The sequence below is a fragment of the Acinetobacter sp. ANC 5378 genome (assembly GCF_013004315.1).
Lineage (GTDB): Bacteria > Pseudomonadota > Gammaproteobacteria > Pseudomonadales > Moraxellaceae > Acinetobacter.
On record NZ_JABERK010000009.1, the window covers coordinates 66614 to 80237 of the forward strand.

Consider the following 13624-nt stretch of genomic DNA (forward strand, 5'->3'; position numbering starts at 1 on the left):
ATTGGGGAACCTGCTGCAAGCAGGTTAATCATCAAGAGCGTATTAAAATGTCCTGTATGGCAAAACCAGAACATGCTAAGACATTTTTTGCACATTCAAATTAGAGTAATTTTATGCCAAATAATCCGTTTGATGAGCAGCAATTGTCGAATGACATGTTTTATAAAACATTATTAGAGTCGACTTTGGCCATACCCTGGAGCATAGACTGGGCCACTAAACAGTTTAGTTATATTGGCCCTCAAATTGAAAAGTTACTGGGCTGGGAACAGGATTCCTGGAAATCGGTGCAGGACTGGGCAGACCGTATGCACCGGGATGATCGTGATCATGTCCTGAATTATTGTGTGTCGCAATCGATTGCGGGTATAGATCATGAAGCGGATTATCGTGCCTTAAAGGCAAGCGGTGGATATTGCTGGATTCGTGATGTAGTTCATGTGGTACGCAAGGAAAATGGTGAAGTTGAACGTTTAGTCGGTTTTATGTTTGATATTTCTGACCGTAAGAAAAAGGAAGAAAAATTAACCGCCTTACACCGCAAGCTGGAAGAATTTTCCTATAAGGATGGTTTAACCGAAATTGCCAACCGCCGTCTATTTGATGATTTTTATTCGCGCGAATGGTACAACGCAATACGTGAGCAAAAGCCAATTTCAGTGATTTTGATCGATATCGACTTTTTCAAGCAATACAATGACTTTAATGGGCACATTATTGGTGATGCCTGTATTAAGCAGATTGCACAGATGCTGGAAAGTTGCTGTGTACGTCCACGTGACTTGGTGGCACGTTATGGCGGAGAAGAATTTGCGATTGTGTTGCCAGAAACACATTTGGAAGGAGCGATTCAAATTGCAGACAATATACTCCACATGATGGATCAGGCCAATCTTCCGCATCGGGCATCTCCCATTTCTGAAAATGTCAGCTTAAGTTTGGGGGTGAAATGTATTTGCCCGACAGAAAAAGATGACAAAATACACTTTTTGAATATGGTCGATAAAAACCTGTTTAAAGCCAAACAAACCGGGCGTAAGCGCTTCGTTGCCGACAAAATATCAAATTCCATTTTAAGTTCAGTAGACAATTGAAATACAGATAAATTCAAAAATCCCCTCAAGCGAGGGGATTATTTTTATTCATCTTTTATCAATCTTTAAAATATACCGGAATCCACTGATAACTCTTACCGTCTTTAGAGTAAATATGACCTAAACCCGGGAAAGGTAAATGCGGTGCTGCAATCAGCTGACCTTCTTTGGCATATTCAGCAAAGTGTTTCAGACGTGTCTGTACCGCTGCTTTGGGGTCAACATCAAATTCAATGGCGGTTTCAGGACGGTCAAACTGAAGGGTATGGGAATGCACGATATCACCAATAAACACCGCTTCTTGACCATCAGACTTCAATTTAAAGCTGTAATGTCCAGGTGTATGACCAAACGATGGCTTAAATTCGATACCGCCAAAAGCCAATGATTTGTCAGAGAATACCTTCACTTTTTTGGCTTTCTCATACGGAGCTAAAGCGGCTTTAATTTTCTCAACCGTACCCAGGAAACCGGCCTGTTTATCCTTTGGCAATTTCTTCACGGTATTGGGATTTAGCCAAAAATCATATTCGGTTTTGGCAATGTGCAGTGTGGCATTTGGATAATTGGCGATACCATTGTTGGAGATACCGCAGACATGGTCAGGGTGTAGGTGGGTGAGGAAGATCTCATTCACTTGTTCAGGCTTATAACCTGATGCTTTGAGGTTGTTATAGATCGAACCTAAATGGGCGCCAAAGCAGCTTGCAGCACCGCTATCGACCATCAGCAGTTGCTTGCCTGTATTGATGAGAAAGGCATTGACTGAGGTTTGGATGCCTTTGGCTTGGTCAGCATAGTATTTCTTTAAAATTTCATTTTTTTGTTGCTCGCTTAAGCCTTTAAACATGGATGGGTTTAAGTAGTTTGTACCATCAAGTAGGGCGGTGATTTGGGTATTGCCGATTTGGTGATGGTAATAGCCAGCCACTTGTTTAGGTGCTTGAATGGTAGTTGGTTCAGCAGCTTGGGTGCTGAGGGTTGCTGTGCCAAGGGTTAAAGCGAGGAGGATGGGTTTTAGGTTTTTCATAGGATTGTTATTAAATTTAAAGTGATGAATATTTTTAGCATAGATAAGTATAGATTTTAAATTTTTAGGTTGGATTTTTTCCTTACTTTTGAAGGATCAAAAGTAACAAAAATCCTTTGTTCGTTAGATGGCACGTCCGTGTACCCCTAACGAACGGGCGACATCCATGTCGCGGGTTATCTGATTTTATGCTGTCTTAGAGTTCACAATGAAATACCCTCTCCTTTTAGGAGAGGGTTAGGGAGAGGTATAAGCAAACAAAAAAGCCCCTACATCGTAGAGGCTTTTTTATATCAGACTTTAAATCTTAAGACACTTTCTCACCTGGTTTAGCACCAGTTTCAGGTGAAATCACCCAAACACCTTCGCCATTACCCGCAGCGAGCACCATACCGTTAGAGATACCAAAACGCATCTTACGTGGTGCAAGGTTAGCCACCATTACCACCAGTTTGCCTTTAAGGTCTTCGGGTTGGTAGAACTCACGAATACCACTGAATACATTGCGTGGTTCAGCTTCACCAACATTTAAAGTTAATTGGAGAAGTTTGTCAGAACCTTCAACCGTAGCCGCTTCTAAAACTTCAGCAACACGAAGGTCAACTTTCATAAAGTCTTCGATGCCAATAATTTCAGCTTCACCAACTTTCTGTTCAACTTTTGCAGGAGCAACTTTCTTCTCTTTTTTCTTCTCAGCTTTTGGCGCTTCAGCAGGCGCAGCTAAAGAATCTTTAGATGCATCGACCATAGCCGCAACCGCTTTCGGGTCAACACGTTGCATTAACGGTTGGAACAACGCAATTTCATGACCCACAAGAATCGTTTCACGAGAAGCGAAATCGAAAGAAGCCAATTGTAAGAAGTCTTGAACTTGTTGAGCCAATGTTGGAAGTACAGGTGCAAGATAAACAGCCAATTGACGGAACAAGTTAATGCCGACAGAACATACATCGTGAACTTGTTGTTCTTCGCCTTCAATCTTCGCGAGTGCCCAAGGTTTTTTCTCATCGATGTACTGGTTAGCTTTATCTGCAAGCGCCATGATTTCACGAATTGCAGCAGAGAATTCACGTGCTTCGTATTGAGCAGCAATCGAGGTACCTGCATCGATAAAGCTTTGTACCAATTCAGGCTCTGCACAATTCGCGCTTAACTTATTATCAAATTTGGTATTGATGAATTTCGCACAACGGCTGGCAATGTTCACTACTTTACCAACTAAGTCAGAGTTTACCTTTTGAACGAAGTCATCAAGGTTCAAGTCAGAATCTTCAACTTTGTCAGAAAGTTTAGACGCGAAGTAGTAACGTAAATATTCAGGGTTTAAATGCTCTAAATAGGTTTCGGCTTTGATGAACGTACCACGAGATTTAGACATTTTTTGACCATTTACAGTCAAGAAACCATTGACGAATAAACCTGATGGCGTACGGTAGTTTGCGCCTTCAAGCATTGCAGGCCAGAACAACGCGTGGAAGTAAACGATGTCTTTACCAATGAAGTGATAAACCTCGTTTTTAGAATCTTTTTTCCAGTAATCGTCAAAGCTGAGTTCAGGACGTTTGGTTTTGATGTAGTTTTCAAAACTTGACATGTAACCAATTGGCGCATCTACCCAAACATAGAAGTATTTGTTTGGCGCATCTGGAATTTCAAAACCGAAATACGGTGCATCACGAGAGATATCCCAATCGTTTAAACCGGCTTCAAACCATTCATCCAATTTATTTGCGATAGAAACTGGCAGGCGACCTTCATCACGCGTCCATTTTTGCAGGTATTCACCAAAATTCGGAAGTTTGAAGAAGTAATGATCTGATGATTTCTCAACAGGAGCCGCACCACTTAAAGTTGATTTTGGATTTAATAATTCTGTTGCATTATAGGTTGCACCACAAACTTCACATGAGTCGCCGTACTGATCTTCCGCTTTACATTTCGGGCATGTACCTTTAATGAAACGATCTGACAGGAACATGCCTTTTTCAGGATCGAATAACTGTTTTACAGGACGAACTGCGATGTTGCCTGCTTCACGGTTCTTAATGTAAATCTCAGATGAACGATTTTTATTTTCTTTGCTGTTGGTCGAATCATAATGGTCAAAGTGAACACCGAAACCATCAAAGTCACGCATATGTTCTTTTTGTACATTGGCAATTTGCGCTTCAGGTGAAATACCGTTCGCTTCAGCGCGCAGCATGATAGCTGTACCGTGAGCATCATCCGCACAGACATAAGTCACATCATGACCCATTGCACGCATGGCACGAACCCAAATATCTGCTTGGATATAACCGAGTAAGTGACCCATATGGATTGGACCATTGGCGTATGGAAGGGCGTTAGTGACTAGGATATTACGCACGGATATAACTCTCTCATTCGTATTTTATGCAAGGTGATCGATTTTACCTTAGTTGCATGCCAGATGCACAAGGGATTAGCTGAATTCTTTGCAAAAGTAGATTTTTATATATTCGCTCCTCAAGAACAGCGATAATACACAGTTATACAGATGTGAATGAGTAGCAAGTCCATGATTGATGATGATTTTGATTTAGATGATTTCGAACGAGAAGTGACCCGAATTCCACAAAATCAGAATGCTCAGAACAAACTCGGGAAAGGCATTTTACAAAACGCCGAGCAATATCTTCAGGAAATGTCTGCGGGTGAACATACGCATTTAATGCAAGCATTACGTCAACATGCTCAAGTTGAAGCTTATTTTGATGTACTTGCCGATGATCTTGATCAACCGGTTGATGCCAAATTTGCCAATGATGCATTAAACCTGATTCATATCTGGAGCTTGGTCAATCAACATGAGCAGGATGTAGCAAGCTTCGATCTTTTAGATGTGATCAATGCGGATTATTTCCAAGCCGAACTGCTTGAAGCCTTTGACGCTTTAGAGATTGATGCCGAAAATAAAACACAGCGCCGTCTGGTGATTCAAGAAGCGTTTAAACTGTATCAGATGCAGTGTCTTGCAGGCTGCATCCCGCTTTTGTATGCTCAGTTGGAAGGTCTATTGACCGATGTCCTGATTGAACGTGGTTTCTTAAAACAGAACCAGACCAAATTTGTCGATGTCTATAAAATTGTGCCGGGTTTAAAGGGCAATGAAATTAAAAGTTTGTGGCATAAAGCTAAAATTGCGACTGAACTGAATCGTTATTTTGCAGAATTGGCAGTCTATAAAATGGATAGCAGCTCAACTGTGACCATGACACGCCATAATATTTTGCATGGCACAGATGTCAGTCATTTCAGCAAAGAACGCAGTTTTATCTTGTTTATCTGGCTGTTTTCAGTCGTGAGTTTTATGAGCACACTTAGAAAATAATAAAATAAATTTCATTAAATTGAATGCTACCGGTTTGAAATTCACTGAAGTAAAGTTCTGAAATGACCAACCAAATGCACCATCCAAACAAAGGGTGGTGTATTGTTCTAGATGTAAAGCTTTCCTAAAGCAATGTTAATCACTCGATTTATCTGCATATCGGAAATTAAAACAACAGTACGTATTGAATGAAAGATTAACCTGAAATTTTTAAATTGATTTATAGGTTGGACAGTTCGTGTGTATTGAAGCTTGCAATTAGAGTTTATTGGGTTAAAGAACATTTTTTTTAATTACCGTTACTCACTCATCTTGTAAGTATAAATAACCGAAGATGATATGGGGAATACTTCATATATTAAGTTAATAATCAATTAAATATGCTTTAATGATGAGTAAGCGTAATCATTTTTATTTATTAAAAGAGTGGCTAAATATAACAGATAGGATAAATTCAATTTTCCTTCCGAATGAATGAAAGGTAGAACTTAGTCAGCTTGGAAGTTTTGAAGCGTCAGCGGATAGAAACTTAAAAATAAAAGAACTTACTCAGCAGAGCGAGCTATCTGGTGCTGTTGAAAAAACAACACCTGAACATATTTAATTCATTGTAATAAGTTGAAAATTATATGATCTTAAGAGTGAGATTGGGGGATTGCACTCAAATTTAGATTATACAGTACAGCCGTTTATGTCCGGAAAGGACGGGGTGAATGTTATAGTTCACGCCATACTTCATTTTTATCATTCAAAGAAACGGTGAAATTAAAGTTTGAATCATCCGATACCAATAGACCGGTAGGGGTCTGCATCACGACTTTTAAAATTGTCCCTTGTTCAAACACTAAAGGATTGCAATTTTCTTTTTGTAGAATGACTGGTTTTAATAATTCTATGACTAAATTATCCATTTTGCTTTCCCGAGCGTTTTCCATAACTTAATGAAATAATAACATGATTTGATAGATATTTAACCAATTTTATCAGCATTGAGAGTTAAATCAAAAAAAATCAGATGGAATGTTTATGTGATATGCACATTAAATAGGAAATTGCGGATTTGTTGAATTTTATAATTTGATTTTGCCAGTTTTTATAATTTATCCACCTGTTGAAGAAAGGAAAACTCATTAGGTCGCTGGATGTTTTTTTTAATATTGTTTTAATTTACGAATACTAGCCTAGGTTGTCATCAGGTTCATGGCTTAAGTTTGACATGCTGCTTTGGTGTCTCAAAAGTAGCTAACAACACATTGTTTAAATCAGGATCTGTCAGCTTTTCACCCTGAGAAAATAAAGCTTATCTTCTTTGAGCTTTGGATCTATGATGAGTTGAAATGATGGAAATATCATCGATGGGTTAATTTAAAAGTACACATTGTTTATTGAAAGGTTAGGTTGTTCAATCAGATTCACGCGAAAAAACATTTCACAAACAGTGAAGAAGTTGCTACAAAGATGAAAATACTAGAATAATGGCGGATCTATCCATGGGGGCTAAAAATCGGTTTGGTTTGAGTGGATGGCTTAGGTTGTAAATTAAAAAATAAAGGAATATCCATACGCAATGTTTAAATCTTTTTTTCCGAACCCGAAGTGGTTCTTTTTGTCGTTGGTGCTTTGGTTTTTAATCAATGTTGCTTTGTGGTATTCAGGTGGAAATAGTTGGGGAACATTTTTAGGCTTTGCCCAAGGCTATCATGAGGCTGAATTGCCTATTGGCGTAAGTCGTTTTTGGACTCCTTCATTTTTATGGTTTTATCTATGGTTTCTGGTCTCAACGGTTATTTTTGCCCTATTCTGGAAATTTAAATCCAGCAATCCCTGGCAAGGCTGGTCAGTCTGGGGTTCTGCCTTTATTCTGTTTAATATCTGGTTTTCAGTGCAGGTCAACGTCGTAGTGAATGCGTGGTATAGCCCATTTTACGACTTGATCCAGAAAATGCTTAGCAGTGGCGGGGGAGATGTCAATTTACTTTATAGTGAAACCATGACCTTCCTGTACGTCGCGATGGTTTATGTCACGATTGCGGTATTTAACCTGTTCTTTGTCAGTCATTATATTTTCCGCTGGCGTACAGCCATGAATGACTATTACACCGCACATTGGGAACAGTTACGTTATATTGAAGGGGCTTCGCAGCGTATTCAGGAAGATACCATGCGTTTTGCCAAAACCACTGAAAGTTTGGGGGTGAGTTTCATTCAAGCCTTGATGACTTTAATGGCGTTTTTACCGGTGTTATTACAGTTGTCATCGCATGTGAAACAGTTGCCTGTGATTGGTGAAATTCCGTATGCACTGGTTTGGGCAGCCATTAGCTGGGCGGTTTTGGGTACTGTGGTGTTGATGGTTGTGGGTTATAAATTACCCGGTTTGGAATTTAACAACCAGAGGGTTGAAGCTGCATACCGTAAGGAACTGGTCTATGGTGAAGACTATGCTGACCGTGCCGATCCACTGACCTTAAAAGAGTTATTTAGCAAAGTCCGTTTTAACTATTTCCGTTTATATTTCCACTATGCCTATTTCAATCTGGTGCGTATCTGGTATATGCAGTTGGACAATCTATACGGTTTATTTGTGCTGTTTCCGAGTATTGCCGCAGGGGCGATTACGCTGGGTTTAATGATGCAGATTGCCAATGTATTTGGTAAGGTGCGTGAGTCGTTTCAGTATTTAATTGAGTCATGGCCAACGATTATTGAATTGCTTTCAATCTATAAGCGTTTAAAAGCATTTGAGTCGACTTTACATAAGTAATATTGGCTGAAATAAAAACCCGCATCATGCGGGTTTTTTTATGTGGCTTTAATATTCTAAATAGACTCAATAGTGCCGGTATGCACTTGAAAGGGATAAATAACAGCATTTTGAAATGATTCAGCAACACTGAAAATTGTCATTAGGATGTATATTTATAAAAAAGGTTGGGATAAAAAAGATGAAAGTTTTCTACAGTTTGATGTCTCTCATTTGTTTAACCGCGCTGAGTCCATTCACTGTGGCCCAAGATATTCAAGGCCGGTCTTTTGCTTATCTGGATTGGGAAGTGCATTGTAGTAATACCGGAACCTGCCGTGCGGCAGGTTATCAGCCAGATACTGCTCAAGCGATGCCGGCTTCGATATTGCTGACGCGTCAGGCTGGGGCAAAACAGGCAGTTCAAGGAAAATTTGCCTTATCCAGCGATGATCAGACCTTAGACAGTAAAAAAATGAATAATATTCGACTTTATCTGAATGGCAAAAATTTTGGGGCGGTCAATTTAAATCCTTCCACCCAAGCTTTAATTGGAACCCTGAATGCCCAGCAAATCAATGGATTATTACAGTACGCCCAGAAAAACCTAAAAATCATCTTTAAAAATAACCATTACACCTGGCAGGTTTCAGATGCGGGCATGACTGCGACTTTATTGAAAATGGATGATTTTCAGAAGCGTACCGGTACAGTCGGAGCCTTGGTCAAAAAAGGATCGGCAAATGAATCAAAAGTTCTCGCTGCACAGCCAAAACTGATGGTCAAAAAGGTGAACACAGCGGCAAAATCTTATTTGACCTTACAGCCGAATACTGAACAGTATCAAGCCGTACATACGCTTCTCATGGCTGCCCAACCAGAGCTTCAAGATGCTCATATATTCTGTGAAGGCATTAATGAAGAAACGGGTGCAGAACCCCAAGCCATTGAACTCTATAAACTCACCAATCATAAAGTTCTGGCAACAACGCTATGTTGGCGTGGTGCCTATAATGAAGGCTATGGTGCCTGGGTGCTGAATGAATCTTTAAAAGGCAAGGCGAGCTTTGTGACTGAATTTGCTTCAGATTTTGCAGCAGGTGAAATCAGCAGTGCGCAAAAGGGTCGTGGTCTTGGAGATTGCTGGGCAATGAGCCAATGGATCTGGAACAGTCAAGCTTTTGTGAAAACGCTGGATCGCTGGACAGGCATGTGCAAAGGTTTCCCGGGTGGAATTTGGGATCTGTATCTGATTGAAGCTGTGGTGAAGTGATTCATATGGTAAATAGGAAGGATGAATGAATGATGGAAGTTGGAGCATCTGTTGCTCATGAGGTGATTGTTGAAAAGCAATTAGTCAGATATAGGTTCAATAAAATAAAAAAATCATTTTGATAAAAAGATAAAATTGGGTCACTTCATCATTTAAATGGTTGAATGGCTGCAGGGATAAATTTTTAAACCCATGATAAAATTTTTAAAAGTGCGATTTAATTGTTATACAGTTCAAATTTTCAGCATAAAACATTTGAAAATTGGCAGTTTTTAGTCAGTTTTGAATAAGAAATTCAAAAAACAATTCAGTAAAATCAATAATTAAATCAAAGTTCTGGGTTTGTTATTTTTTGTATTTTCATATACTTTCATCTCATACGGCATAATTGAGAATTGATACGTGAATTTCAGAACATTAATCTTGATTGGTGGAGTGGGCATCGCTTTACATGGCTGTACCAGTATTGACAGTTTTAACTCGGATTCAGTTAAAAATTTCACCTCACCTCAGGAACTTATTGTTCAGAAAAATATTAATGCTGTAAATGGTCGGGCTAAAGAATATGTCTATTCTTGGGGAGCAAAGCAAAGCAATAAAGAAATACAATCTTTATATCCAAGAAAATATTTAAATAGTTATTGTTCTGCCAAGGGTGGCAAGTTTTCCCTATTACATAAAAGTTCAATGAGTTTGGTCAAGAATCAATGGGATAAAAAACTGCTCTCTACCTATAGCAGTGTCAAACAAGGTATAGGCGCATATAAGTGTGTGCAAAGTGATGGGCAAAGCTGGATTGTATCGATTGAACCAGTTTCTGAGCGTAAATTAGATGATGGTAGTGGCACCCGTATGGTCGCGCTTCAAACTAAAATCATGACGGCTGGGGATGCTCAAAAATTTTATTCCAGTGCCAATTCTTCAAATAATTCTGCCGCAAAAAAAACCACTGTAAATAATCAAACTGCTAAAAATACAGCGAGTAAAGCTGTGACTCCAAAAGAAGTTGAAGTTAAAAAAGAGGTTGAAACTAAAAAAGAAACCAAGCCTACGCCAGAATTGCCAGTAAAACGCTCTGTACAGGTTGTCGAAACACCACAGCAGCAACAGCTTAAATATTATGTTGCCGCACGCCGTGATTTGAATAGTGGTAAAAATCAGATTGCTGCCTGTAATAACGCACAACGTGCTTATAACTACGGCAAGTTACAGGGAACGGAAGGAACCAAAGTTTATACTGAATCCGGAATGGTGGTCGCGCGCTGTTTAACCAGTGTGCCAAGTTATAGCAGCCGTTTTGCCAATTCCAAAGCGCAGGCAGTAAAAATTTTGCAGAATTTGGCCAATAATTATAATCATGCTGGTGCGAAGAATATGTTGAGGCAGATCAAGTAATTTGACTGCATTAATTTTGAATTTTAAAAGACTCGCCCAGTTAGCTGGATTATCCCAATGATTGGATAGAGGCTAATCTCTAAACCATTGCCCAGATGAATTTAATTTTGTTGGATGAGATATTTTACTTGAATAGAAAACATCATTTTTTAGTGTTTAATTCAATGTTCAGTGAGTTCAGTTTACAGAGTCATAACAGGTGAAAACCTCAGCGTTATGATACAAAGATAATGATTTTTCACTGGAGTTCGCCTTATGTCTCGCAATGTTTCAACCACCGCTCGTCACAGCATTTCACGTATAGGCTTTTCAGCTTTGATGGCGGTTACATTGTTGGGTTCCGCGCAATTGGCGACAGCGGGACCAACGGTCGAGCAGCTGAGTAATTGTTTGGTGAAGTCGACAACTGAAACGGATAAGAAAACTGTACTGCAATGGACCTTTGTGGCTTTATCGACCCATCCGGATTTAAAAAGTTTTAGTCAAGTGACTGACGTTCAGAAAGAGCAACTGGATAAAAGCCTAGCGACCGTTTTACAGCGCATCTTGGTGGAGCAGTGTTCTGCACAAACCAAAGCCGTGATTCAGGCCGAAGGCTTGCAAGCTGTAGGCGATAGTTTTCAGGAATTAGGTCGTACTACAGGTGAAACCATTGTGAAAAATCCTGAAGTGAATCAGCAGTTGAAAGGTGTATTGCGTTATGTCGACCTGAATAAGATGGTGATGACTTTTTTGACGCCGGATGTGTGGAATAAGTTGGGTATTATTCGCTAAAGGACATACCTATTTTAAAATGGCGGCAATGATCTTAAACAGCCAAACAATTGGATAGACGATCATTTCTCCGACGTGTAATAGTTGTGCTCCTTTTCGATCTTTAAAGTCTTCATGATGAAGTGAAAATAAATATTTTCTCGACTTCGGAGGAATTAGAAGCACAACGATTGTGATGGTAAATATACCGATTGCTGCTTGAATGAGAGTAAGTAATAGTTCGGGTGTCATTTTTATTTTTTGCCAATTTTTGTTTAATTATATAACACATTTACCTCTCCCTAGCCCTCTCCTGAGATGAGAGGGAACTTTCATTATAAAATTCATGAAGGCAGTTAATTAACAATGATTTCTCCGTCTCCCTAAGGGATGAGCAACATTGTTGCGTAAGGGGGTGAGGGGGAAATTAAATAAGATCAGGATAAAACTTCTGAAACTCCGCATTCACCGCTTCACCTCGCAGCAAATAGCCTTTCGGTGGTATATAACTGTAAATTTCCCGCGAAGGTTGTTCATGCCAACCGATGTTAAATGCACAGAGTTTTGGGAAAAATGTCATGTGGCTATAGTTCAAATTGTTATGAATCCAATACGCCAATTGTTGCCAGTTGCTTTGGTCTTTTTAATAAAGTTCTAAAAATGAGGGAATGACGATACACGCCGTTGCGCCATAGCCTTTTTCGCCAGGGTAGTCCCAAATGTGGCTGGCAAAATTTTTCTCATTGCTTGCGCAGTTATGTCCTTTTTCGTTGCCAAGTTGGTTCACGTTTGGTGAGCGGTAAGCAGAACGAATAGCAATACGACCAAATTTTTCTTGTAGTGGTTCGAGGAGTTGCTCGCAAAGCTCTGTACCTGTACGAATGGCGATGTCAGGATGATCGGGGTAGTTAGGTACACCGTACCAATTGGCGATTTCACTATAGAGGAAGTCACGCATAAAGAATGACTTAGACAGTTGGATTCTTCCTAAGTCTTCGAGTTTGGTGATGGAGGATACTTTTTTCATAGTCATGTTGTTTTTGATGTGAAGTAATTAGATTGATTGTATTTAAAAAGTATTATTATAAAATAATCAAAAATGAAAAGAGATTATAAAATTCAATGAATTATAGCAAAATAATTTTGTCTAATTTTCCTTCTAAATTGGGAGTGTTATCTGCTATAGGTGACGTTGCACAAGATATAAATTCTTTTAAGTATTTAGGCTATGTGAATCGTCAGGATTACAAGATTCTCATGGAAAATGCCTTACAAAAGCTATTTTTGAGCTTAATTCTTTACGAAAAAATTTATATGTCGGATAAGGATTTCATAAAACTTGTTGAAGTAATTGGATGGCTTGATGGTATAGAACTTCTTGAAAAAAGAATAGTTAAGATTTTTTATGATAAATATGAGCCAAGCGTGACGGTTCATCGTAGTAAAAAGCATCTACTTTTGATGCCTTGGTATGAGATTGAGCCAACATGCTATATCAGAAAATTAGATTGGTTAGATATAAATTATAAAAACAGTGGACTGGAATCTATATTAAAGAGAAAAGTTATTAATACTTTTCAAGATGCTTATGTAAGTTTAGAAGATATAGATGAAAATTTTTATAATTCAACAATTAAGGTTGGTAATGAATTAGAGCAAAAAAATATCAAAAACTTAGATTATCAAGACACATTACGTATATTAAGAATCTATGAGATATTTAATAGTTTTCAACAAAAAAATCGTTTTGATTTAAGCACACATCTTGTGGATGGTTTTGCACGAGAGTATCTGCAAGGGAATGCTATTACCTCGTTATTAATTGATAAAAAGAATTCGAAATTAGAAAGTTTTGAATCTATTAAACTTCTTTCATAAATCAAAAAATGATCTTCTTTTGGTTAATATTCGTACCCAAGATTTCTTAGCATTCGTGCATAATCTGCGGATGAAATACATCGATTCAAACAAGCTTTCTGATCCT

11 protein-coding genes are annotated in these 13624 nt (G+C 38.8%); 7 read left to right on the forward strand and 4 right to left on the reverse strand.

Annotated features, from left to right (window positions below; translation table 11 throughout):
• Nucleotides 1–113 precede the first annotated feature (113 nt).
• Nucleotides 114–1094 (forward strand): diguanylate cyclase, encoded by a 981-nt coding sequence (locus HLH16_RS02370; RefSeq protein WP_171528088.1) that lies wholly within the window; start codon nt 114–116, stop codon nt 1092–1094.
• Nucleotides 1095–1152: 58 nt separating this feature from the next.
• Here HLH16_RS02370 and HLH16_RS02375 read toward each other — a convergent pair whose 3' ends face one another.
• A complete protein-coding gene (locus tag HLH16_RS02375) occupies nt 1153–2124 on the reverse strand; it encodes an MBL fold metallo-hydrolase (RefSeq protein WP_171528089.1) in 972 nt (323 codons plus the stop codon).
• Nucleotides 2125–2431: 307 nt separating this feature from the next.
• A complete protein-coding gene (metG, locus tag HLH16_RS02380) occupies nt 2432–4492 on the reverse strand; it encodes a methionine--tRNA ligase (protein ID WP_171528090.1) in 2061 nt (686 codons plus the stop codon).
• A 171-nt stretch (nt 4493–4663) separates the two neighbouring features.
• Here metG and HLH16_RS02385 point away from each other — a divergent pair, with 171 nt between their 5' ends.
• Nucleotides 4664–5476 (forward strand): hypothetical protein, encoded by an 813-nt coding sequence (locus tag HLH16_RS02385; RefSeq protein ID WP_171528102.1) that lies wholly within the window; start codon nt 4664–4666, stop codon nt 5474–5476.
• 716 nt (nt 5477–6192) lie between these two features.
• Here the strand turns inward: HLH16_RS02385 and HLH16_RS02390 are convergent.
• Nucleotides 6193–6387 (reverse strand): hypothetical protein, encoded by a 195-nt coding sequence (locus HLH16_RS02390; RefSeq protein WP_171528091.1) that lies wholly within the window; start codon nt 6385–6387, stop codon nt 6193–6195.
• A 656-nt stretch (nt 6388–7043) separates the two neighbouring features.
• Between HLH16_RS02390 and sbmA the strand changes: the two genes are divergently transcribed.
• The 4 genes from sbmA (at nt 7044) to HLH16_RS02410 (ending at nt 11661) form a co-directional block, all read left to right on the forward strand.
• Entirely contained in the window at nt 7044–8240 is a 1197-nt protein-coding gene (gene sbmA / locus HLH16_RS02395; RefSeq protein ID WP_171528092.1) for a peptide antibiotic transporter SbmA, read from the forward strand.
• 181 nt (nt 8241–8421) lie between these two features.
• On the forward strand, nt 8422–9492 hold the full coding sequence (locus tag HLH16_RS02400) for a DUF1176 domain-containing protein (RefSeq protein ID WP_171528093.1): 1071 nt from the start codon (nt 8422–8424) through the stop codon (nt 9490–9492).
• Nucleotides 9493–9894: 402 nt separating this feature from the next.
• Nucleotides 9895–10887: a hypothetical protein gene (locus HLH16_RS02405; protein ID WP_171528094.1), complete on the forward strand. Its 993-nt coding sequence runs from the start codon at nt 9895–9897 to the stop codon at nt 10885–10887.
• A 255-nt stretch (nt 10888–11142) separates the two neighbouring features.
• Entirely contained in the window at nt 11143–11661 is a 519-nt protein-coding gene (locus tag HLH16_RS02410; RefSeq protein ID WP_171528095.1) for a hypothetical protein, read from the forward strand.
• A 622-nt stretch (nt 11662–12283) separates the two neighbouring features.
• Here HLH16_RS02410 and HLH16_RS15690 read toward each other — a convergent pair.
• The gene (locus HLH16_RS15690; RefSeq protein WP_250850213.1) at nt 12284–12598 is read right to left on the reverse strand and encodes a hypothetical protein; all 315 of its coding nucleotides are present in this window, start codon (nt 12596–12598) and stop codon (nt 12284–12286) included.
• Between the two features lie 185 nt (nt 12599–12783).
• Between HLH16_RS15690 and HLH16_RS02420 the strand changes: the two genes are divergently transcribed.
• The gene (locus tag HLH16_RS02420; protein WP_171528096.1) at nt 12784–13518 is read left to right on the forward strand and encodes a hypothetical protein; all 735 of its coding nucleotides are present in this window, start codon (nt 12784–12786) and stop codon (nt 13516–13518) included.
• Nucleotides 13519–13624 lie beyond the last annotated feature (106 nt).

Excerpts from the sequence above, each read along its gene's own strand:
- HLH16_RS02370 (WP_171528088.1), top strand. The coding sequence starts at position 114 with ATGCCAAATAATCCGTTTGATGAGCAGCAATTGTCGAATGACATGTTT.
- HLH16_RS02385 (WP_171528102.1), top strand. The coding sequence starts at position 4,664 with ATGATTGATGATGATTTTGATTTAGATGATTTCGAACGAGAAGTGACC.
- HLH16_RS02410 (WP_171528095.1), top strand. The coding sequence starts at position 11,143 with ATGTCTCGCAATGTTTCAACCACCGCTCGTCACAGCATTTCACGTATA.
- HLH16_RS02400 (WP_171528093.1), top strand. The coding sequence starts at position 8,422 with ATGAAAGTTTTCTACAGTTTGATGTCTCTCATTTGTTTAACCGCGCTG.
- HLH16_RS15690 (WP_250850213.1), bottom strand. The coding sequence starts at position 12,598 with ATGCGTGACTTCCTCTATAGTGAAATCGCCAATTGGTACGGTGTACCT.
- HLH16_RS02375 (WP_171528089.1), bottom strand. The coding sequence starts at position 2,124 with ATGAAAAACCTAAAACCCATCCTCCTCGCTTTAACCCTTGGCACAGCA.
- sbmA (WP_171528092.1), top strand. The coding sequence starts at position 7,044 with ATGTTTAAATCTTTTTTTCCGAACCCGAAGTGGTTCTTTTTGTCGTTG.
- HLH16_RS02390 (WP_171528091.1), bottom strand. The coding sequence starts at position 6,387 with ATGGATAATTTAGTCATAGAATTATTAAAACCAGTCATTCTACAAAAA.